At 44.0% G+C, this 23,082-nt stretch carries 20 protein-coding genes; 3 read left to right on the top strand and 17 right to left on the bottom strand.

The window, feature by feature from the left end; genetic code table 11:
• Positions 1 to 4 precede the first annotated feature (4 nt).
• The 3 genes from KXD93_RS09410 to KXD93_RS09400 form a co-directional block, all read right to left on the bottom strand.
• Positions 5 to 205: a hypothetical protein gene (locus KXD93_RS09410; protein WP_258136794.1), complete on the bottom strand. Its 201-nt coding sequence runs from the start codon at positions 203 to 205 to the stop codon at positions 5 to 7.
• A 96-nt stretch (positions 206 to 301) separates the two neighbouring features.
• Positions 302 to 874: a ribosome maturation factor RimM gene (rimM, locus tag KXD93_RS09405; protein WP_258136793.1), complete on the bottom strand. Its 573-nt coding sequence runs from the start codon at positions 872 to 874 to the stop codon at positions 302 to 304.
• Positions 875 to 958: 84 nt separating this feature from the next.
• Positions 959 to 1,501 (bottom strand): 30S ribosomal protein S16, encoded by a 543-nt coding sequence (locus KXD93_RS09400; RefSeq protein ID WP_258136792.1) that lies wholly within the window; start codon positions 1,499 to 1,501, stop codon positions 959 to 961.
• A gap of 417 nt (positions 1,502 to 1,918) precedes the next feature.
• On the opposite strand from KXD93_RS09400, the gene KXD93_RS09395 reads away from it, so the two are divergent.
• Together KXD93_RS09395 and KXD93_RS09390 are read left to right on the top strand one after the other, a co-directional pair.
• Positions 1,919 to 2,968, top strand: coding sequence for a PAS domain S-box protein (locus KXD93_RS09395; protein WP_258136791.1), 1,050 nt, complete (start codon positions 1,919 to 1,921; stop codon positions 2,966 to 2,968).
• A gap of 410 nt (positions 2,969 to 3,378) precedes the next feature.
• The gene (locus KXD93_RS09390) at positions 3,379 to 3,594 is read left to right on the top strand and encodes a hypothetical protein (protein ID WP_258136790.1); all 216 of its coding nucleotides are present in this window, start codon (positions 3,379 to 3,381) and stop codon (positions 3,592 to 3,594) included.
• A 52-nt stretch (positions 3,595 to 3,646) separates the two neighbouring features.
• Here KXD93_RS09390 and recQ read toward each other — a convergent pair whose 3' ends face one another.
• From recQ to KXD93_RS09330, 12 genes are all read right to left on the bottom strand, one after another.
• Entirely contained in the window at positions 3,647 to 5,806 is a 2,160-nt protein-coding gene (gene recQ / locus KXD93_RS09385; RefSeq protein ID WP_258136788.1) for a DNA helicase RecQ, read from the bottom strand.
• A gap of 81 nt (positions 5,807 to 5,887) precedes the next feature.
• On the bottom strand, positions 5,888 to 6,370 hold the full coding sequence (locus KXD93_RS09380; protein WP_258136787.1) for an SgcJ/EcaC family oxidoreductase: 483 nt from the start codon (positions 6,368 to 6,370) through the stop codon (positions 5,888 to 5,890).
• A gap of 30 nt (positions 6,371 to 6,400) precedes the next feature.
• On the bottom strand, positions 6,401 to 6,979 hold the full coding sequence (locus KXD93_RS09375) for a cupin domain-containing protein (protein WP_258136786.1): 579 nt from the start codon (positions 6,977 to 6,979) through the stop codon (positions 6,401 to 6,403).
• A gap of 60 nt (positions 6,980 to 7,039) precedes the next feature.
• Positions 7,040 to 8,083 (bottom strand): hypothetical protein, encoded by a 1,044-nt coding sequence (locus KXD93_RS09370; protein ID WP_258136785.1) that lies wholly within the window; start codon positions 8,081 to 8,083, stop codon positions 7,040 to 7,042.
• A gap of 153 nt (positions 8,084 to 8,236) precedes the next feature.
• Positions 8,237 to 9,535, bottom strand: a complete 1,299-nt coding sequence (locus KXD93_RS09365) for a serine hydrolase domain-containing protein (RefSeq protein ID WP_258136783.1) — start codon at positions 9,533 to 9,535, stop codon at positions 8,237 to 8,239.
• A gap of 171 nt (positions 9,536 to 9,706) precedes the next feature.
• Positions 9,707 to 10,282, bottom strand: coding sequence for a hypothetical protein (locus KXD93_RS09360; RefSeq protein ID WP_258136782.1), 576 nt, complete (start codon positions 10,280 to 10,282; stop codon positions 9,707 to 9,709).
• Between the two features lie 18 nt (positions 10,283 to 10,300).
• The gene (locus KXD93_RS09355) at positions 10,301 to 10,525 is read right to left on the bottom strand and encodes a hypothetical protein (protein WP_258136779.1); all 225 of its coding nucleotides are present in this window, start codon (positions 10,523 to 10,525) and stop codon (positions 10,301 to 10,303) included.
• 44 nt (positions 10,526 to 10,569) lie between these two features.
• On the bottom strand, positions 10,570 to 11,070 hold the full coding sequence (locus tag KXD93_RS09350; RefSeq protein WP_258136777.1) for a hypothetical protein: 501 nt from the start codon (positions 11,068 to 11,070) through the stop codon (positions 10,570 to 10,572).
• Positions 11,071 to 11,246: 176 nt separating this feature from the next.
• Complete coding sequence (locus KXD93_RS09345) at positions 11,247 to 11,852, bottom strand: YceI family protein (protein ID WP_258136775.1); 606 nt, start codon at positions 11,850 to 11,852, stop codon at positions 11,247 to 11,249.
• Positions 11,853 to 11,898: 46 nt separating this feature from the next.
• Complete coding sequence (locus tag KXD93_RS09340) at positions 11,899 to 12,399, bottom strand: cupin domain-containing protein (RefSeq protein ID WP_258136773.1); 501 nt, start codon at positions 12,397 to 12,399, stop codon at positions 11,899 to 11,901.
• 71 nt (positions 12,400 to 12,470) lie between these two features.
• On the bottom strand, positions 12,471 to 13,244 hold the full coding sequence (locus KXD93_RS09335; protein ID WP_258136771.1) for a LuxR C-terminal-related transcriptional regulator: 774 nt from the start codon (positions 13,242 to 13,244) through the stop codon (positions 12,471 to 12,473).
• A 155-nt stretch (positions 13,245 to 13,399) separates the two neighbouring features.
• A complete protein-coding gene (locus KXD93_RS09330) occupies positions 13,400 to 16,321 on the bottom strand; it encodes an ATP-binding protein (protein WP_258136769.1) in 2,922 nt (973 codons plus the stop codon).
• Positions 16,322 to 16,489: 168 nt separating this feature from the next.
• Between KXD93_RS09330 and KXD93_RS09325 the strand changes: the two genes are divergently transcribed.
• Complete coding sequence (locus KXD93_RS09325) at positions 16,490 to 19,042, top strand: M14 family metallopeptidase (protein WP_258136768.1); 2,553 nt, start codon at positions 16,490 to 16,492, stop codon at positions 19,040 to 19,042.
• A gap of 610 nt (positions 19,043 to 19,652) precedes the next feature.
• Here the strand turns inward: KXD93_RS09325 and KXD93_RS09320 are convergent.
• Together KXD93_RS09320 and KXD93_RS09315 are read right to left on the bottom strand one after the other, a co-directional pair.
• Positions 19,653 to 20,441: a TlpA family protein disulfide reductase gene (locus KXD93_RS09320; RefSeq protein WP_258136766.1), complete on the bottom strand. Its 789-nt coding sequence runs from the start codon at positions 20,439 to 20,441 to the stop codon at positions 19,653 to 19,655.
• 1,166 nt (positions 20,442 to 21,607) lie between these two features.
• The gene (locus KXD93_RS09315; protein ID WP_258136765.1) at positions 21,608 to 22,846 is read right to left on the bottom strand and encodes a phage integrase SAM-like domain-containing protein; all 1,239 of its coding nucleotides are present in this window, start codon (positions 22,844 to 22,846) and stop codon (positions 21,608 to 21,610) included.
• Positions 22,847 to 23,082: the final 236 nt, after the last annotated feature.

The following is a 23,082-nucleotide window of genomic DNA, read 5'->3' as shown; positions in this document are numbered from 1 at the left end:
TACATTATTTTACTGCCGGCACAAAATGCTTTTTTACCAGAGCAGCAACTTTATGACGGATATGGGTCGAGATAGATTTCCCCCAAACTATCTTGTATTTTCCATCTGCCCTTGTAATAACGGTGAAATAATCCTTCAGATCTCCATTTATTTCACTCGAGTTGTTTAACTCTATCTGTTTTATTTCCTGGTCAAAATTTTCCATTTTTTTCTTATTTACTATTTATATACTCCCAGTAACTTATTCAACTCAATCGAACCTAATCAACTCAATCAACCAATCTCTCAATCAACCAACCCCTCAATCCAAATAAATATCCAGCAAGCCCTCGGGTAAATCAACGCGCACAATTTCCCTCACCACATCAATGCCTTTTATTATTTCCTCGTTTAGCGGGAAGAGCACTTCACAGTTTTTGTAGGTAACGGTTGCAAGGATCTGTTGGGGGTATTCCTGCACATCAGTGATCTTGCCGAGCTCGCCCTCGTAGTCGTCAATGGCGGTAAAGCCCACCAGGTCGAACAGCGTAAATTCGGCTTCCGCCTTTTTTGGCTTCAATTTATTGGGCAGGTAAAGGTCCTTTTTTGCAAGATGTGCCGCCTTTTCAATGGTGTCCACATCCTCCAAAATTAAATATGCCGCATTTTTCTGCAGGTATTTTATCGAGCTTACAAAATATGGCACCAGCTTACCGGCTATTTCAATAAACAGCGAATTGAACTTTATGGCTTCAATGCCATCAAAATCGGTATAAATATGCAGTTCGCCCTTTAAGCCCTTGGTTTTTATGGTGCTGCCTATTCTGAAGCAATCTTCGGTTGTCATGGTGTGGATTTGATTTCCTTTACCCATAGCGATGGGTTTCAAACCCATCGCTATGGGTAAAGGTGTTACAAAATAACAATGGCGAAAACCCTGTTAGGGTCTTCGCCATCATTTATAAATTGCTGATGAAAATTATTCAGCAGCTGTTTCGTCAGCTGATGCCTCAGGTGCTTCAGTAGCTTCTTCTTCAGCAGGTGCTTCAACTTCTTCAACTGCAGGTGTGTTTTTAGCAACAATTGCGGCAGCTTTAGCTTCCTTCTTTTTAGCTTCAGCGGCTAAAGCAGCTTTACGCGCTTCGTCTTTTGCTGATACTAAACCTGTTTTCTTGCCGGTGATCTTTCCGTCCTTGGTATCTAACCATTCCTGGAATTTAGTTTCAACCTGCTCTTCAGTTAAAGCGCCTTTTTTAAGGCCACCTTGTAAATGTTTCTTGTATAAAACACCTTTGTACGACAATATAGCACGACAGGTGTCAGTTGGCTGTGCGCCGCTGTTAACCCAGTCAAGAGTTTTGTCGAAATTGATGTCAATTGTTGCAGGATTAGTGTTTGGGTTGTATGAACCTAAACGCTCAATAAAACGTCCATCACGCGGCGCGCGTGCATCTGCTACTACGATGTAATAAAAGGGTTTACCTTTTTTACCGTGTCTTTGCAATCTGATTTTAGTTGCCATTTTTTTATTTTATGTATTCAACATTGTCCCCGGAGTCCTTTCTGCGGGGATGCAAAGGTAGGTATTATATTTGTTAATTGGAAATGATTTCATCATTTAGTGATCAGAGGCTAGAGACTGGAGATTAGTTGGTTATGGTTGGAGGCTAGAGACCAGAGATTAGAGGTCAGTTGAAAATTAAGTAGGGTCAGTAATATCGCATTGCGAAGTTACTAATCTCTGATCTCTATTCTCCAATCACTAAATTCAAATTCTTCTTTTAAAAATCAACAGATATCGTTACTATCGCGAAATAATAAGTGTTTGGTCGGTTTTACGGCATTTGCCGGGTAAAAAAGCCTATTGGCCATTAGACAGCCCGATAATTAAAAATAAAAAATTAACTTTATATTATGGCCAACGCGCTTAATTTAAAACATGCCTGATCTGCTGCTGAACGAACTTGGATTTTTGTTTGATGACAACCCAAATCCCATGTGGGTTTTTGAAATCGCCTCATTGCGCATCCTAAAGGTTAATAAGGCAGCGATCATCAATTACGGCTACACCGAGACGGAATTCCTGGAACTTACCATCAGTGATCTGCGCGATGAATCCAACCTGGAAGCGTTTTATTCCTACCTTACGGATATTGGCATAACGGAATCTAATAAAAGAGGGATATCAAGTGCGGGCGTCTGGAAACATAAAGGCAAACACGGCGACCTTATCTATACAGAAATCACCAGCCACGATGTAAAATACAGGAACCTCGATTGCCGCATTGTTGCTGCTGCTGACATCAGCGAGAAGCTGCAATACAGGGATCAGGCCAAACAACGTGAACAGGAGCTGGTATGGACAAAAAACAGCCTGGAAGCGCTGATAAACAATACCGAGGATGAGATTTGGTCGGTTGATAAGGAAACCCGGTACATGTACATGAACCAGGCCTATCGCAACCGGGTAGCATATTTAACAGGTACTGAACCAAAGGAGGGCGATTATTCCTATTTACACAGCTACACGCCAGAAATAATTGAAGCCTGGAAGGGCTATTACGGACGCACACTTGCCGGTGAAAGATATGCCATTGTAAATGAAAGTATTACCCCTGATACTAAGGAGGTGCTATCGTTCGAAATAAACTTTAACCCGATTTATAATAACGAAGGCGAAATAACCGGTGTGGGGTGCTTTGCCCGCAATATTACCCAAAGGCTTAAAACAGAACAGGCTATTATTGATCAGAACAATCGGCTGCGCCATATAGCTTCGCTTACCTCGCACGAGCTGCGTAGGCCGGTGGCAAGTATGCTCGGATTAATTGCTATTATGGACCGGGCCAATTTTTACAACCCGGATAACCAGGAAATTATTGAGCACCTGTTAACCGTAGGTAACGAAATTGATGAGGTGATCCGCCTGATAGTTGATAAGACCTTTACCGACGAAGACCGCCGCCCGGACAAGTTTCAAACACCGTAAAAATTCGTAACGTTTTTAAGGCGTCAAAAGACCTGTGATGGTTCGACCGAGCAGCCCATGACACGTATATACTGAACAGCGTGGGGCTGTCATCTTGAGCTTGTCGAAAGACGACGTGCGCAGAGGCCTGACCATGTGCTAAGCATGGTGCAAAGGCCTTTGCCCGCATGCTTCACTTCGAGAACCTCAGTGCAGGCTTGTGCCTCAGCATGACACCCCTCTTGTCATTTATGCTTCAGATTTCCCTGGGAATTTATCGCTCTCCATTACATCCCACCTTTTCATATCTCCTGCGGATATTTTAAAGTTAAGATACGAATAAGTACTAAAGGTTAAATTTTTTCAACGCCGTGCTTCATTTTTTAAACCTTGGATATTATAATTTCAAAAATAAATTCGTATGTTCGGGCATGTCAACAACACCTGAAAAACTAAACATCGACGATATCATCGCTTCCCTGCAAACGTTAGATAACCATGAAAGGGCAAGGCTCCAGTCGGCATTATTTGATCTTCAAAATGATCTTGACCTTAAGGCAGTGATCCGCGAAAATCTTGACGATATCAGGAGCGGCCGCGTAAGCTCGCACCAGGCGGTAATGAACGAGATTAAGGCAGCGCTTTAATAATATTAGATTTACGAAGTTTCGAAAACTTCGTAAATCTTTCGATGAAGCATCAGGCTATCTCCCCGTTTTTCCGCATCCAGGCCACAACCGCCTTTATCTCGCCATAACTAAAATCATCACCCAAAACCTCCTTTATCGGTGAAAGCTTTTCGGCTCCATAGCTTTCAACCACATCCTTAATAGCGGGCATTTTTTCAGGTGTCACCAATTCAAAAACATCCATTTCGCCTTTATAAATATAAAAGCTCAGGTGGCCCTCAATGGTAGTTGGAGATAAGCCACGCTGGGTAGCAATTTCGGTAACTGTATTGCCAGCACGGTAAAGGGTAAAGCTTTCCTGTGCAGTATCCGATGCTCTATTCCCGCTTCCGGTTTTTGCCTTTCGCTCCCGCTTAGGTACCTTGTGCTTCATTTTGGATGAGAGCCCATTTTTCTCACTATAGCTTTTAACCGGGAGCAAAAACTCGCGGCCATACCGCGCCAGCTTGATATCGCCGAAGCCGGAGATCAGCCTTAATTCGTCAAGGCTTTGCGGCAGGTAAGTGGCCATTTCCTGTAGCCCGGCATCTGATAATATAATATATGGCGGCACATTTTCATGCTGTGCAATATCCCGCCGGATGTTCCGTAGTTCGGCCAACAGTGGGGCTTCATATGGTAACACCTCTGTAGCGGGCTGGTATTCCTCAATAACCTGCGACGCAACCAGCTCAACCTTCTCTGTACCTTTCAGTACGCCTTCACTCTTTGGCGTAAGCTTTACTACCGGGTACATGTCGTCGGTAACCTGCAAATAACCCTGCGCGGCAAGCTCGCGGAAGTAGCGTTGCCATTCCGGCTTGCTGATTTCCGCGCCAATGCCATAGGTTTTAAGTTCCTTATGTTCCGGGCGGATCTTTTCACTTCTCGATCCCCTCAAAAAATCAATTACATAAACGCTGCCAAAGCGTTCCTTTAATCGCGCCACTGCCGACAGCGCCTTTTGAGCGATGAGCGTAGCGTCGAACATTTTAAATTCGGTTAGGCAGAAATCGCAGGAACCACAGTTTGGCGGGAAGTCCTCATCAAAATACTTCAATAAATATTGACGGCGACAGGCGTGTAGCTGGCAATAGTTTACCATGTCGTCCAGCTTTTTCAGCATGATGCGGCTTTGCTCGGGGTTGTCCTCCACCATGGCAAATTGCTTCAGCTTAATGGCATCGCCAGGCGAAAACAACAGCATGGCATCGGATGGTAGACCGTCACGGCCTGCCCTGCCGGTTTCCTGGTAATAGCCTTCTATGTTTTTTGGCAGATCCATATGCACCACATAGCGCACGTTCGATTTATTGATGCCCATGCCGAATGCTATTGTGGCAACTATTATCCGTACCTCATCGCGCAGAAATGCTTCCTGTGTTCGCGCCTTAACACCATTATCCAACCCGGCGTGATAGGGCTCGGCTAAAAAGCCGGCATCTTTTAAATCAGCGGCCAGGCTCTCTGTCGATTTACGCGACAGGCAATAGATAATGCCCGAATCCTCCTTATGATCTTCTAAAAATGCAAGCAGCTGGCTAAAGCTATTTTGCTTGGGAAGAACCCGGTAGGTAATATTCTCGCGGTTAAATGAGGATACAAATACGGCCGGATTGCGGAGGTTGAGCTTTTCAAGGATATCCTTCTTGGTGAGCTTGTCTGCCGTGGCGGTAAGTGCAATTACCGGCACATTGGGGAACTCCAGTTTAAAGCCCGACAGCATCAAATATTCCGGCCGAAAATCATGCCCCCAATGCGAGATGCAATGCGCCTCGTCAATGGCTATGAGCGAAACGGGTAAGGTCTTTAAAAAATCTATCAGCTTGCTGTCCTTGCCAAACAAGCGTTCGGGGGCCAGGTATAATAATTTGATTTGGTTATTTTTTAACCGTGTGCTGATGTCTATTTGCTCCTGCGTGGATTGGCTCGAATTTATAAATGCAGCCGGGATGCCGTTCACATTCAGCGCATCAACCTGGTCCTTCATCAGGGCGATCAATGGTGAGATCACAATGGTTAATCCATCAAGCAAAACCGCCGGCAACTGGTAGCATAAGGACTTCCCTCCACCGGTAGGCATCAGGGTAAGCACATCCTTCTTATCTAAAATATGATGGATAATTTCCTCCTGCTGATGCCTGAACGCACTATAGCCAAAATATTTTTGCAGGGCCTGGATGGGTGTCATTGTGCTGTTTAGATTTGCTTTTGATCATACAAATATGCTAATTTTTTTGGCAAATCAGGAACAGCCCCGCGCTATTACTTATTATTTGACACCTTTTTCGAGCTTGGCATTCTGACCGGCCCGGATGAGCCAAACACCATTTTGTTTTGTTACTACGATCATTCGGCGAAACTCAAACGTTTGGCCTGGATACCGGGCATCATCCGTTAATCCTGTACGGACATGCACAACCGCGACGTCGGGCTTCAAATATTGAATATCTTCTATCGCCCGGGTATAATAATGGCTTGGTTTAAAATAGGTGGTATGTACCTGCTGGTAATGAAATTGGATATCATCGCGCCCTTTATAGTAGGCGCCAAACCAGTTTACCCAGGTAGCATCAACAGTGTAATTATCCGCAAGGCCCTTAGGGTCGTGCCGGTTCCAGGCGTCTTCGTAATTCTTAATGAGCTGCCTTATCGCTGTATTTTCTTTGATGGTGTCTATTTGCTGGCTGTACACCTTGAAGCTGCACAGCCAGCATAATCCAATTACAATAAATTTAAAACTCCTGCTTTTCATATCTTAATTATTAATGGGAGTTAGTATGCATCAAAACGCTTTCAGGATATCAATTGGCGGCCCCACGCGTTCAAAGCCATGTTGCTTTCTAAATTCGTCCTGCTCGGCTTCAGGTCTACCCTTCATCTGCCCTTCGCTTATTGCTATAAAACATTCTTCCATTTTACCTGCCGGCTGAAAAGTAGTAAGCATCCTGCCAACACCTTCGCCCATTTTCGAAAAAGCATGTGGTACGCCCCGCGGACCAAATACACTATCACCGGGTTTAACATGGTGCATTTTATCGCCTACTTTTATCAGGAATTCACCCTCCAAAATATACCACCATTCGTCCTGGTTGTAGTGCAAATGCAAATTTGGGCCGCCTTTTTTTACGCGCGATGATTCATATATGTACAGATCTCCATCGGTGTCTTTGGAAGAAACCTTGGTATAAAAAGTGTCCCCGTCAAACAAGTTGATGGGTTTTTGATAGCGGTCGGTCCCGGCATCTGTTTTAAAGCCGGTTTTTTCGCGGAGCCTTGCATAGCCTTTGGCAATACTGTTCAATGGGTTGGCTAAAACGGCACCGGCTACGGCCAATGTGCGAAGGAAGCTATTACGTTTCATTTAGTTGTTTTTATTTTTTAGAACACTGTTTATTTATTGTACAGCTATTGAGTGACCGGCCTATTTGCAGTTGTAGGCGAAAGAATTTATCCCCGAGCCATCAAGTGCCGCGCTCACCGGAAAATTCTTCTCGTTGTATTGATAGGTAATGGTTGAGTTAATGGTAGCAGCCGGCTGGCCGCCAACGGTTATCAGCTTGCCGGTTATTTTAACCGGGTTGTTTTTACTCAGTATTGCGCAACGGCCTATCCAAAAACGAAGCTTATCCAGGTTGTAGGCGATAAAACCACTAAAATCTTCCCCTATAAATTTCCAATATTTTGAGATGGCGGTGTATGGGGAGGGCTTATCGTCATAGGTAATATTCAGTAACTCATCAGAAGTTTGTTGGTAATCGATACGGGTTTCACCAGTTTGCGGCGCGTAGAACTTCCGCTCGTAATCATATAAAATTTTTACCTGTGTTACGTTGTCATTGGCATCATAGGTAAAATTGAGTTCATATCTGAAAAGCGTGAAGCCGTCGGCGCCTTTGGAACCGTTAGTTGCTATCAAAACGGAAGTCAGATGTTTCTTTGCGTCGTCATAATTAAATTGATACAAGGAGTCTGTTTTTATAGAGGTGCCGGAGTTCGAACCGGTAAATAATTGATGCATAAATTGAGGATTGCCATCATAAATATTGCCGCTGCCGCCACTGTAAGTATAGGCGATGTTAATAGTACCATAGTAATGGTTTCCCTGCCCATCAACCGATTCAGTAGGATAGGCGTCAATGGCCTTAGCAGGTATAATAGTTCGCACAAAAGGTCCGTAATAATAATTGGGACCTGTCATTTTTGTAAGAAGGCCTTTATCATCATATTCAAAATTGCGGAGCCCAAGCGCCTGGTCAACATCACTTGCAATAGTACAGGCCGACACATTTACCACAGGGGGAGTAGGGTTATTAGAGGGTTTTCCGCAACCATACAAATTAATTAATACGCTACCCGTTACTAAGGCAGCAAGCGCGGATCTGGCAATGCTTTTTCGCTTCTTTTTGAGTCTTTTGAATGTGTTTTCCACACTGTTAAATGTAAAGTGGTTTTGAAGTGTTTTCATTTTGGTAGATTTATGGTTCCTTGATCCTGATTACATAATGCTTAAAAAATAGAGCGAAAAATGGCCCCTTTCAGGCGGTTTAACCTGAATTATTTGAGAGGCTGCCACATCTTTAACTGCGGCCGCGGACGACATGCTAATGAAATTAAACGGTTATTTAGTGAACAAATCGTCTGTTGCCCAGGTTGGATTTTTGGCTAAAGCCTTCCAGAAGATCTGGTCCATGTAATAGTCAAAATTATTTTTAAAACTGCGGGTGTTGGTCAAAACCACAAAATTAAATCCATTATCCAGACGGGCCTGTTCGGTTTCCGTACCGGGCAGACTTCCCGTGTGAAGATAGTTTTTGTCTGCAATGCCCCAGCCGCATCCATAAGCCGGATTGGCTGTTGAGCCGGTGTACATAGTATTTAGCGCCGATGCGGTGAGAATATCCGGACGTACCGGAAATTTATCAATATAAACCAGGAACCTGGCCAGGTCTGCAGCTGTGGCGATCCATCCGCCGTGCGAATCCATCCGGCTGACATTCATTGCATAAGGGTCCTCGCCCGACTGGCCGTAGTAAGTAACTTCTTTTGTTTGTTTGTCGGCAAGTGTGTTACCGCCGATGGTCATATCTGTAATCCCCATGGGTTTTAATACCAAAGTATTTACGGCTTCTGCATACGTCTGCCCGGTGATCTTTTCTATCACCCGGCCCAGGATACAGTACCCAAAGTTCGAGTAGTTATAGGTGGTGCCCGGCACATTATCAAGCGGGCGGTTATCTAAGGTAAAGGTGATGAGTTGTGCGGCAGTCATTGTTGGATTGGTGAACATCGGGTCCTTGTCGTCGTTTGTCCAGCCCCCGGAGGTGTGGTGCAGCAGCTCGTCAACAGTAATGTCGGTGATGTGCGGCCCATAGGCTTTGGTACCATAGGTTTTACCCAATAAAGCGCCATCGCCAAATACCTTGTCCTCCAGCTTTATTTTACCCTGGTCAAGCAATTTCATTATGGCAACGGATGTAAACTGTTTTGAAAGGCTTGCTAAACGGTAACGATCGCTAATAACAGCTTTAGTTCCTTTAGACTGGTCACTGATGCCATAAGCTTTCAGATAAACCAGCTTTTCGCCCTTGGTGATCGCAATAGATAATGCAGGAACGTTATAGGTAGTCATAAAAGCATTTACCTGGTCATCTACAGCAGCAACAGCAACTTTGCTGGCTGCAACGGTATCGATAGTGGTGCCCGTCCCGGTTCCTGTACCCGTCCCAGTCCCGGTTCCTGTACCAGTCCCGGTTCCTGTGCCAGTCCCGGTTCCCGTGCCGGTGTTCGTTTTAGTTACTGAAGGCGATTCCTTCCCGCAACCGGCGACCAGCAGCACGCCGGCAACCGCCACTATTTTAGTAAATTTCAAAGCATTCAGCGCAACTGAGCAAATCCCGGATTTCTTGTTTGTTTTCATAGGTAATAAGTGTTTGTTGTTTAATTATTAATTGATCCCCTTTAATTTAGGGAAGCCTGGCAGGGAACCCAAAGAGACATAAATAGCCGAAAAGATACTTTCGCGTATGTTGCAAATACTTTCGAGTTTGTTGCATTTGGCCTTTGAGCCAAGCAGCACAACGGCGGGTCATTATTCAGGTGTCAGTTTTATGGGCACGGCAATATCTTTTCCAACATCAAGGATGTGAAAAACAAGATCTTTAGCGTTGTTGGGCACTTCAAAAGTTACGGTGCCAACCAGCTCGGCATGGCGCTGAACCAGTTCGCTTAAATCTCCTGAAGGTGCGGTAAGGGATCCATCAATAGCCAGCCTGAAACCTTCGTTCCAGAAAGTAGCCGGCGAATAATTGCTGTTGTTTTTGTATTTTATTTTAATTGTCAGCGAGTTACTTTCAGGCGTTATTGCTTCAAGAGATGAGCCAAGGATACTGTATTCATGATCTTCAATTTTTACCCCGGTCATTGAAAATACCGGCTTAAGCTTTTCAACCGGCTTTTGCGGTTCCTCTTTTTTTTCTGTCAAACTATCCGCATCTTTTTTAGCCTCCTGTTTTGTTTCGGTATTTGCCTTGTTTGCCACGGCAGATTTACTAAATAAACCGGCCCCGTTTAATGCCACAATTAAACCGGTAATAGCGGTAACTATAGCAGCAATGCCGGTAATAATTCCCGGCACGGTTGTCCAAAAGCTTTTTTCATCGGGCATAATGGTGTTTGTTAAGGTTTATCGGTTTGGGTTAACGGGATTGCTATGTTCCCGTTCATTTTTATTTATAAGCTTTTTCTTTTTTTTGCTGTCCATAATCAGGGTTACTATGGCGAATATGAATACGGCCAACATTGCCAGGATCTCCTGGGTGTTTTTTTTGACAATGCCGTCCACCACGCAAATGGGGCCCAGCACTACCAGGCAAATAAGGGTCGGTTTTCTCGGCAATAAAATGGCCATGGTAAATAATTTAAATGGTTAAAAAATTTGAGGTGTATAATAACTTACTGTACGACGAGGTCTGTTTCAATATTGATTTCATTATCTGCTTTCACCTTGTCCCAGATGTGCACTTTTACGTGATAGGTTTCCCCGGCTGTCATTGGCTTTGCAATGGTGATATCACCACGCAGTTCGGTAGCGTTTGCAGGGGGATAGCCCTGGCCACCGGCAAACAGGTCGGCGGCGTTAAGTACCGGGGTTCCTTTTTTATCGGTCACCAAAAGCATCATCCCCGGGAAAACCTTGCCATCCTTAAGCCCATAATTGTGTATGCCAAAGGCTGCTATAGCTATCCGGGTATTCAATTGCACCTTATTATCGGTCATGGGTTTATTAGCCGGGTCAATCAATAAAACATCCTGCACGATAAAGCCATTGTAGTTGAACGACAAGCCGGTGCGGAGGTCTTTTTTGGCACCGGTGCTAAAGTTGCATCCGGCAAATATCGCACAGCCTAGTATCATGATAAATGGTATCGCTAAGGTTGTTTTTAGGTTTTTCATGGTAGATAAGAATATTTGTTGATTTGAAACCGCGCCAAACATTATCACTAGAGGTTTTAATGCAGTTGCAATTGCTTCACAAAGAAACATATCCCACCCAAAAGTTACTTTCGCGTATGTTGCAAATGCTTTCGAGTTTGTTGCGTTGCAACGCGCCCGTTTCGGGACATAGCATCTCATTTTGATCTGGCCGCCAGGATGTGTAAGCTGATATTCACATCAGGATAAATATAAAGTGGTTTTGAAGGGTCGTTATAAATGTTCATTCCCCATTTGGTGCGATCGAGTTTAAATTTTGCCTCGGTTTTTAAGCTGTCGGCAGTTCGGCCGATCTTTACCGGAAAAGACAGCTCATGTGTCTCCCCTGTCATGGTAAAATCTCCGGTCATCAGGTAATTGGCACCTTGAACGGCGCTGGTGTCTGTACCTCTATAAGGCGCGACGCCGGTGATGTGAAATTTGGTATCCGGGTAGGTTGCTATCTTAAAGAAGTTAGCGCTCTTAAGGTCATCAAGCAATTGCTGTTTGGCCGGATCAGTCAGATCATAGTCCATGATAGAGGCAACGGGTATGGTGAAATCCCCGCTCTTAACCGTTCCGTCAGGATTGGTGATTACGGTTCCGTTCAAGTCAAAAGACCCGATATGTGAGTGATCGCTTGCTGAGCCTTTCCACCCGATTTTTGAAGTGCTGCTATTGACCACAAAGGTCAAGGGTTGCTGTATGTCTTTAGTACAGGCTGATAACCCGATCAGCAGCAGAATTGATAATGTTTTTTTCATGGTATTGGTAATTTGATGTTTAAAAGATGTGACAGATTATATTATGCTATAGGTCGGGTAGCAAAAGAACGCCGAGGTCTTTGTTGGCCCTTGTCATCAATTCAAAGAAGGAAGCATTAGGTTTTTCGCCTGTAACCGGGGGGAGCGCGAATTCTATTGCGGGCCGGCTGCACTGCCTGAACATAGCCTCAAATCCGCCCGGTGTGATCAGCAGGAGCAACGTTACCGTATCCGTGGTCGGTTTAAAAGTATGCGGCACCAGTTTAGGGAGATGAACGAAATCGCCGGCCCTGGCATGGATCTCCCTGTCCCCCGCCTGGTACCCGATTTCGCCATCCAGGATAAACGAGCTTTCATCTTCATTACTATGGATATGGAGCGGAGGTTCGAAACCTTTTATCAGTACGCACCTGATCAGCGCGAAAGCGCCGTTCGTCTCTGCCGATGTGATCAGGAAAGTTACCAGGTTTGGACCGAACCAGAGCGAGCGTTCCAGCATTTGGTCACCGGAAATATGAAAAGGAAGATTATTTGATTTGATGTTCATAAAACCATTGCTGTTTATGAACCAAAATTAAGAGCGATTGCCAGGCGATAAATCATCCAAACGGATGATTTTTACTTGATCAATCCGTATGTTTTTGCTTTAACAATTGCTTCCGTGCGGTTACCGGCCTGCAGTTTTTGATAAATTTTTATGGTATGTGTTTTTACCGTATTCGGGGAAATAAAAAGGTCATCAGCAATAGCGCGGTTCGTAAATCCTTTCGATAATAAGCTGAGTACATCAAGCTCCCTGGCAGAAAGCAGGTCTGCATGATAACTTGGGGGAACCTCTGCCGGGGCCGGTTTTTCGCCGTTTGATGCGCGGGTGTTTTCAATCGCTTTTGCGATAAATACAGCCAGTGTTTTAAGGATTTCCATGGATTGCGGCCCGTAGGCGTTCTTTTCCAGGGTTCGTACAGAAAGTAATCCGATGATCTCTTTGTTGATGAATAAAGGAATATACATCAGTGAAGCAGGATTGATCCCTTGCATTGGTGTAATGGCATGGGGAAGGTATAAAAGGTACTCCTTTTCATAATCATTGATCAGCAATTCCTTTTGATGGGTAAATACCCAGCCCGAAAACCTTTCCTGGTTGTGCGCATAAATAGAAAAAGCAGGCAATTTTTGGTTGTTTTCCCGTGCGCCAATGTATTCTATGCGCTCAGATACCGGATTATAGATCCCTATGGCAAATGAATAGGCATCCATGAGTTTATTAACATGCTCATAAACGGTATCTATCATCTGCTCAATGGTAAACTCAGAAAGAATGGATGCACCTATCTGGTTAAGGATCCTCAAACTCACCAATAAAGCATCCGCCCCTTTCTTTTTGCTATTCATTGATTTAGTATCTGCTGCAAGATACGAAAGAGAATTTAACAGTTATATTTTTGCCTGTTTTACGTACCTCCCGAATATCTTTTTGAATGATGTATAGCGTATGCTTAAAAATATTTCTCAAGGAAACACAAAGAGATATAAGTAATAGTTAAAGATTAAACCTCTGCCACCTTACTTGGAGCAAAGCCGAAATGGCGCGAGAAACTGGCCGAAAAACTGGCAGGGCTGCCAAAGCCAACCATATAGGCCACCTCGGATACTGTTGCTACACGACGCTCCAACAAGTCATGAGCGTATTGCAGGCGAACAATGCGAATGAGTTCACCGGGGGCCTGGCCAATGAGGCCCTTTAATTTGCGGTGTAATTGTGTGCGGCTAAGCCCTATATCTGTAGCGAGCTGATCGGCGCTGTAACCCTCGTCGTCCAGGTGGCCTTCAACAGCCTGGCGTACCCGCGCAATAAAATCCTGCTCAATCGACGGCAGGGCAGAGGTGTCTTTAAGCCAAAAGTCGCGGGTGCTGTAATGCAGGCGTAACTGCTCGCGCACGCTGATAAGGTTTTCAATAATGGCGAGCAACTCCCGTTGCTCAAATGGCTTTGCAAGGTAGGCATCAGCCCCGGTTTCAATGCCTTGAATGCGGCTATTCAGGTCGGCCTTTGCGGTTAGGATGATGACTGGGATATGGCTGGTTTTCTGGTCCGTTTTAAGGGTTTCGCTCACTTCGTAGCCACTCACCTTAGGCATCATCAAGTCGGTAATTACCAGGTTAGGGATGTATTGCAGGCCAAGGGCTATACCTTCCTCGCCATCGGCAGCGGTAATTAACCGGTACCGGCCGGCCAGCGACTGCCGGATAAACTCCCTCAGTTCATGGTGGTCCTCAATCAACAGGATCAGCGGGCTGTCCTCATCGGCAACCAATACTTCAACGCTATCTTCCACCGGCGTAAATAAATCATCAGGTAATGTTTCCAGCGCGGGTTCAGCAATAGCCTCGGCAACCTGGTACGGCATATCAATCCGGATCTGTGTGAACAGGTCCTCTTTACTTTCCACTGCTATTTGCCCGCCCATCAGCTCTACCAACTCTTTAGTAAGCGCCAGGCCGATACCCGTACCCTCCGCTGAGCGGGTATCTGAAGGGTCTGCCTGGTAAAAGCGCGTAAAAATGTACGGTACCTTAGCCGCTGGGATTCCTTTCCCGGTGTCTGTGACCGTGAGAATGAAGGCATTGCCGGGCGCTTCAGCATTTTGGCGCAAGGTAATTGCCACCTTCCCTTTGTCGGTAAACTTTAGCGAGTTTGAGAGGATATTTAAGATTATCTTATCCATTTTATCCCGGTCGGTCAATAACCATAAGGCGTCCCGGTCGGCGGTAAAGCGCAGGGTGATGCCTTTTTGTAACGCCAGCGATTCGTAGGAGAGGGTATGCAGTTTCACAAGCGCTACCAGGTCTACCGGTGCCAGGTTTACTTCCATAAGCCCGTTTTCTGCCTTGCTTAAATCCAGCAATTGGTTAATCAACTGTAGCAATCGTTCGGCATTGCTAATGATCAGTCTAAGGTTTTTATTGGCATCCCCATCAGGTTTATGCAGCAATTCCTTAGCCGGGTTCATGATCAGCGTTAGCGGGGTTTTAAACTCGTGGGTAATGTTGGTGAAAAACCTCGACTTTACCGCGTCCAGTTCCAGTAGTTTATCGGCCTGCTCTTTCAGTTCGGCGGTGCGTAGCTGCACAATTTGTTCCAGTCTTCGGGCTTCGGTGGCTACCAGTTCTGTTTTCTCGGTTTCCTGGGCAAGGGCCTGGGCCGACAGGTTTTCCACCTCGCGGAGCTTTGAAGTAAGCTCCTGGTTGGTACGGGCAAAATCAAGCGCAAGATAAAGCGATAAGCATAGGGGCAAAACAAGGGACCCAGCGCCCATTACAAACAAGCGCATGGAGTTACTGCCATAGTGCCACACAGTAAACGTATCGTCCCAGGCGAAAAGAAAAACCAGTATGATGGCGCTTACCCCAATGCCAATAAGCCAGGCATCCTTTTGCTTCCTTTTTATAACCTGTGCTACCGACCACAGGCCATCCATCATGCAAACAATATAAGCTACTGAAAAATAACCATCCCATGTTTCCACTCTAAAAACCCAAAACCTTAAAATATACCCTGTAAGGTAAAAAAGGGTAATGCCCGTTAAGGCGGCGATGCGCCAACGCGGGATCCGGCGATAATTGAGTACGTAAAGCAAAATCACTGCGGACCACATGATCAATACTTTACACGCCGACGTTGTAAAATCGGCAAAGTATTGCACCGATGGATACGGCGTTAGGTAAAACTGGTAAACAGCAATACCATTGATCCCGATCAGCAACACAAACAACGCGTAATATGCGTTGAGCTTTTGCCTTGGGTAAAAAAGGAAAAACAGGAAATGCAGCAGGCCCAGTATCAGCTGTGCGGCAGCAAACATGGGCAAATAGTCGAATAATTTTTTGCTCGCGCTTGTTTTTTCGGCACGTCTTGCATAATCACCTATAGAAAGCTGGAAACCCCAAAAATTGGGGAAAACTCCAAAGAAATTTGAATAACGAATAGCGAGCAGGTGAGGGCGGGTATCGGCAAGCCAAAGCGGGATCAGCTCTCTTGGGGCACGAATAGCCTCCATTTGCTGTGCCGAATGGCCAACCTTGCCGTAACCGCCTATGGGTTTGCCATCCATGAAGATTTCGGAAGCGCCATCGTGATTAATGCTGAGATAAAGTTTCCTGTTTACCAGCCCCGTATCCGCCCTTATCCATAAACCAAACCAGCCCATGCCCTGCCATCGAAGGGGCGCATTCGTTTTGCCAAAAGAAGTACGATGAAGGGTATCCCACCCCGCTGTATTGGTTGCATGCTTACCGCCGGGCAATTCGCCGGGATGGAAAAACCAAAGTGAATCATCAAAGAAGATCTGGTTATGTTTACCAAAATCACTGCCGCGTATTGCAGTAGCGTGCTGCCCGTATGATCCACCGGCGATGCACGACAAAGCACACCATAATAGAACGCACAATACGGCCTTGTTTGAAAACATATTACTGATAATAGGTAGAAGATCAATAAATTTCTCTCTTTCAAAAATAATGATTTAACGCCGGGAATCAAACACTTGTTATAAGTTCGACGGCTTTGGTCACATTCATGATTGGTTCCGTGATATTCATTTTTTAATTTTATATTAGCATTTACTTATTCTGCATCCATGATAAAAAAACTACTCCTGTCATTTATTTTAGTAGGTGTTTTTTGTACTGCCTTTGCGCAGGAAATCCAATCGCCCGAGAAATTTTTAGGTTATAAGTTAGGCGAACGGTTTACGCCGCATTACCGGATTGTAGAATATTTTAAATACGTGGCAAGTGCGTCTAAGAACGTAAAGCTGGTTCAGTACGGCTCAACAAACGAGGGCAAACCGCTATTGGCGATGTTCGTCGCATCGGACGAAAACATAGGCAAGTTGGAAGAAATCAGGGTAAATAATTTACGCCTGGCGGGACTTGAAACCACTATAAATAAGGTTGGTAACGACATTAACATAAAAAACGCTGCCACTTCATCACCTGCTACTACTAACACACCTGTCATTTGCTGGCTAAGCTATAATGTACACGGCAACGAGCCTGCATCATCCGAAGCTGCCATGTGGACCTTGTATGACATGGTCGATCCGTCGAACACCCGTACCCAACCCTGGTTAAAAAATACGGTAGTAGTTATTGATCCCTGCCTTAACCCTGATGGCCGCGACCGTTATGTGAATTTTTACAATTCAGTAAAGGGCGCTACTCCGGACGCTAACCCGTCATCGCGCGAGCATTCAGAGCCATGGCCCGGCGGCAGGATAAATCATTATTATTTCGACCTTAACCGCGACTGGGCATGGCAAACACAAAAGGAAACACAGGCCCGTTTAGCACTATTCAATCAATGGCTGCCCGAAGTACATGTGGATTACCACGAACAGGGCTACAATGCACCCTATTATTTTGCCCCGGCTGCCGAGCCCTTCCATAAAGTGATTACCCCATGGCAGCGCGAAATGCAGACAACCATTGGTAAAAACAACGCCAAATATTTCGACCAGAACGGCTGGCTATATTTCACCAAGCAGGAGTTTGACCTATTGTACCCATCTTATGGCGATACCTACCCCATTTATAACGGCTCCATCGGCATGACCTATGAGCAGGGTGGGATCAGCGCTGGTTTGGCGGTGCTTACCCGTACCGGCGATACCTTAACTTTGGTTGATCGCGTGGCGCATCACCATTCAACCAGTTTAAGCACGGTTGAAACGGCATCGGCCTATTCACAAAAACTATTGGACGAGTTTAAAAAGTTTTATGACAACAGCAAGGCCAACCCGCCGGGCGAATACAAAACCTACATCATTAAAAACGAAAACGTTGATAAGGTAAATGCCTTAGCCAAACTGCTCGACAGGAATGGCATTCAGTACGGCTTTGGCTTAAAAAGCAGCGTTAATGGCTATGATTATGCAACCGGCAAGACCGAGCAATATAATGTTGATCCTAACGATTTGGTGATTAATGCCTATCAGCCCAAATCAGTGTTATTGAATGTATTGCTGGAACCTAAAACCTTTGTTGCCGATTCAAACACCTATGACATTACCGCATGGTCGTTACCCTACGTTTATGGGTTGAAAGCCTATGGCGTAAAGGAGTCGTTAAAGCCGGTTAGTTCAACTTTTAGCGCTGCCAAACCGCAGGTGCTGGTTAATACGCACGCTTATGCTTATGTTTCCACCTGGCAATCGGTAAACGATGTGCGGTTTTTAGCTGCACTGATAAAAAATAATATCAAGGTGCGTTATTCCGAGAAGCCGTTCCAGGCAGCAGGCAAAAGTTTTGCTGCGGGATCGCTACTGATAACGCGTGCCGGAAATGGCCGGTCGGATTTTGACGACATTGTTGCAAAAATAGCCACCTCGCTTAACCAGGACCTTACGCCATTAATGTCGGGTTTTGTGGAAAAGGGGAACGACCTTGGTTCGGATGTCATCAGGTATATCCGCCAGCCGCGGGTAATGCTGGCTGCAGGCGATGATGTATCTTCAGAGGCGATGGGCGAGGTGTGGCACTTTTTTGAACAGCAGATAGGTTATCCTATCACCCTGGTGCGTTACCAGGACATGACCAGGGCGCGTCTTTCTGATTTTGATGTAGCGATATTTCCTGATGGTAACTATGATGGTTTCCCATCTGATAAACTGCAAAGCTGGATCCGAGATGGTGGTAAGCTGATTGCCATTCAAAATGCAGTAGCCCAGTTGGTCGACAAAAAAGGCTTCCTGATAAAAAAGAAGGAGGAGAAAAAGGATGATAAGGCCGATTCGAAGGCTAAGGAGCCTGAATTGGTGTCATACGAATCCCGCGACCGTGATGCATTGCGCTCAAGTGTGCCGGGAGCCATCTATAAAATTAACCTGGATAACACCCATCCGCTTGGCTTTGGATTGCCCAAATATTATTACTCCATAAAACTAAGCGACGATATTTACGATTTCATGGGTGATGACGGCTTCAGCGTAGGAACCGTTAAGAAGGATGGACTTGTATCGGGCTTTGTAGGCCAAAAAAGCAAGGAAAAAATTAAGGACGGTTTATTGCTTGGTGTGCAATCCATGGGCCGCGGCTCTGTAGTATACCTGGTGGATGATCCTATCTTCCGCAGCTTTTGGGAAAATGGCAAGCTGCTGCTGAGCAATGCCGTTTTTATGGTAGGGCAGTAGAGATCAGTTGGCAGTTTTGAGTTGGCAGTTGGCAGTTAAATCAGTGGGTATTGCCCGCAGATGTTATACCGCATATCTATATTCTGCAGGAATGTTTAGGCCGTTTTTTGGATAGTTCTTCCTGGACGTTTCCCCGCTGATAGGAGCGGGGCCGCGCTATGCACTCATACGTCTGCAAGCCTTAAGCGCGGCCTGCACTGAGGCCCTCGAAGTGGCCGGTATCCGTTTCTATCGCTAACGTATCTTTTTGCTAACCATAAATTTTTATTTTGCGCTTCACAACATTTTGCAACATAGCGTGTTGGCTACCTAAACCCGGGCCACAAGGCAGGAGCCTTGCGGCAGCGACAAAACGCTTGCGGTAGCCGGGGGCTTTAATAAAAACTTTTCTTAGATGATCTCCCATGCTTATCACATAGATGGGAGAGTTTGTAGCCCGTAGGGGAAGCTTTTCGAACCCTTTCTTAGCGGATTTACGCAGTTTGACAAGTTGAAAAATTTACTTCTTGTTCAATCAGAACTTATATAAATTGCTAATTTTCAGCAAAAAAATTGGCCCGCAGGAGCTAATATTGGTTCGAATCCCGATGGGATCAGCTTATTGATATTATTATTTCGAGGCTTCTGTGTTTATTATTGATGCAAGTTCATCAGAACCGACCAAAACTTTTGAAATTAAACCTTGCTTATTAATTATCATTTGTGTTGGATATAGATAAATTTTCAATTCGTTCATCAGGTAATTTTTTTGATTCGGAATTAATGCATATTTGAAGATATTGTCCTTAGAAAATTTTTGGAGATCATCTTTCGAGTCAAAAACCAGGCTGATAAAAACAATATCTTTCCTTTTTCGATATTGATCTACAATTTTATTCAGGGTTGGTATTTCTTCTCTGCAAGCACTACAGGCCAAATACCAGCACTTAATAACTACAGTTTTATTCCGGGTTGTTTCGCGGTTGTAAATGTTTCCTTGAATATCGCGAAAATCAAATCCCGGTAATTTACGCCCCTCCATTTTAAAATACTTGTAATCAAGTTCACCCCAGTCTTTCAAAATACTTAAGATACCATCATTCAACGCAGAGCTCACCTTATACAATTTATAACAAGCCAGCTTATTTTTGGATATAAGTCGCAAGGGCAGATAATCTCCTTCTGAAAAAAGCTTAAAGAAAGTTCGTTTATCTATTCGACGATTCGAATTATCAAATCCTATAAAATCTTCAGATAGTCTTAAGTAATCTTGATTATATCTTAATAAGTCCACCTCGCTTTTAAGAATTACACCCGGGTCTTCAATCGGCTTCAAAGGAAATGTCGATTGGCCACAGATAAACGAGGGTGAGCTACCAATAAAAGATATAATTAGAAATATTTTTTTAATAGCATTCATTTGCTTGTCAATGTTGGTTGTAACGTTAGAAAAGCAATACAATATTATTACAAATTGCATTGCTCAATAGGTATTCCGGATAAATAGACCATCGTGTTCCGGAAAATTGAAAATTCATTTCTGTATCACATTGAATAAGCTAATTTACTGATATTAAATTATGGTTTTAAAATCAAATTACACAAATCGGCGTTCTGTATCCTACGGAATCGCATGGTCAAGCCCTCCCGGATCTCCAGCTATTCACCGAATATTTTGCGTAGGCATTCGATTTAGTTTCGACATCATAGAAGACCTCCATAGTCACAACTATCCGAAAAGAGGAACGTCACTCCTCAACTTACTGTCAAAAGTCTAGAACAAAATGGCTTAAAAATATCTGTAAAAGAAGCCGAAGAAATCCAGGATTTCTTATATCTTTTAGGTAAATTAACTGCAAATTAATACTTTAATAACGACAAAAACAGCAATTTAAAACCCGCCCGGTTAAGCGTCCACGCTTAACCGAAAATAGTTGCGAGTGCCCACACTCGCGAAAATTCATAAAAAAAAGCCGCTCTACTTTCGTAAAGCGGCTTAGTAGAGGGAACGCGCGAAATGTCGAACTTTTTGGAGGATTTACAGGTTATTGTAAGTGCTAAAGATATTATTGGAAAGGAATAATTAATACATTTTTATATCGAAAAAGAAGAATGTCTATTTGTACCACTTACACTAGGCAACCTAATCTGGATGATTATATTCCTGAATACTAGCTCAAGATCGGAAATACACATATCCGCCGTTGACTTAACATCACCGTCCTGTTCTTTTTGATGGAGAATATTCGTAAGTAACTTGTAATCCTTACTATTACCATCCTTAAATTGAATTAAGTTACGGACGAACGGAATGCAAGCAATTAGATATTTTTCATTTTCATGAACTCCATTTCTCCAATTATTAAATGCCGATCAGGCATAATTTGTAAAGCATTATAAAGTTAATGTGATTCCACGTTATATATTAATAGGAAAAGACGGAAAGATACTAAGTGATGATGCGCCACGTCCAAGTGATCCCAATTTGAAAGTGCTGATTGGTCAATATTTATAAAAACATTCCCGTTAAGTTGTTATGTAAGCTCTACTAAAGCTTAATAAACGGAACAATCTTGCCAACACTATTCAGGTCGCAAACTTGCTTTTATAGGTTTGTTCAAAGTACAACCGCAAAGAGCATATCCTTTCTATGTCAACATGATTTATATAGCGGTGAAACATTTGCTCAGAACTGTGTCCAGTTGCTTCCATCAACAGTGCGGTAGGGATTTTTCCATAGAAATTGGACGCAAAGCTGCGGCGTCCGATGTGACTCGTGACAGCTTGCCATTTGGGAATCATTTCTGTTGATACCCTGAAGCCCATTCTTTTCCCTACTCTTACCAGATTATCGATTCCGGCTAAACGCACTACTTCCTTGATAAGTTCATTATATCTTTTAGCAGAAAGTTTCTCAGGAAAATTCTCGCCATTATGTGATTTGATTACCTGTACTGCCGGGTGCAAGGGTAGCATAACATTTTGTTGTGTCTTCTTTTGCACAAAAGATATACATTCTTGGCCTGCCACCTGCTGGATCATCGCCTTTTCAAACTCCATGAAATCAGAAACCCGCTGCCCGGTATAACAGCTAATGACCAGCCAGTCTCTTGCTGCCTGGAGAGTGGGGGGGATGTCCATTCGTTTGATCTTCACCAATTCATCTTCCGTTAGTGTAATAAATGGTTTACGTTTCTCTGGTTTGGGCAGTTCAAGCTCATAGGCAAAAGTACGGACACCCCGTTTTTCAAGGTGGTTGAGAACGGTTTTGATAAAGTTGATCGTGCGATATGCGGTACTGTTATTATAAGATTCCTGTTTACAAAATTCAAGAAATTCCCTAACGAAAGTTGAGTTTACGTGCTCTATCATTATATGACGCATTCGGTTTCCCTCAAAACGCTGCAATAGATTGAAAAACACTATGTACCTCTTATAGGTAGATTTACAAATGAGGTGTGAGCGGGATCGAATATAACTATCCATACTCGACAGAAGACTTTCCGGGAGATATTGAACGCCCTGGGAGGAGCTATCTTCCTTCATCCTGCTTTTGATTGCCCGTAACGAGATCTTTTCAAAATTCCAGTCTATAGAGTTAAGGTAAGTAGATATACATATCCTCAGTTTATCCAGGCGTTTATTCAATTTCTTGCAAATTTTAAGGTAGATGTTAGCTGGGCGTTGTTTTTGCTCATCCCACTTTTCCTTTGCAATACGAAGTAAGGTAGGCACATGGTGACTCTGACCATGACCATCATTGAGTTCCAATAGTATAGCGCTAGACGCAGATTCGCCAGCCAATTTAAATGAAAAAGTAATCATGAAAAGTATCGTCTTAATTCACAGCGAATTTAGCGAGAATATTGGTCTATTACAGACTACTACCGGATGAGCAAATATAGAATATTATTGGGTTAAATAAAAGTTAAACAACTCTTTATTAGACAATTTAAGCGCTTGATTTTTTTTCGCTTCTTCAAGTATTATCCAAGCATTCTCGAGTCTTTTGCATTTTAAGTGTCTTAAGTACAAGTATTAAAAAGTTAAAATAAGTCTGT

This window comes from Mucilaginibacter phenanthrenivorans, from assembly GCF_024721155.1.
Classification (GTDB): domain Bacteria; phylum Bacteroidota; class Bacteroidia; order Sphingobacteriales; family Sphingobacteriaceae; genus Mucilaginibacter; species Mucilaginibacter phenanthrenivorans.
Note: the sequence above shows the minus strand (reverse complement) of the source record. Positions and strands in the feature narration are given on the sequence as shown.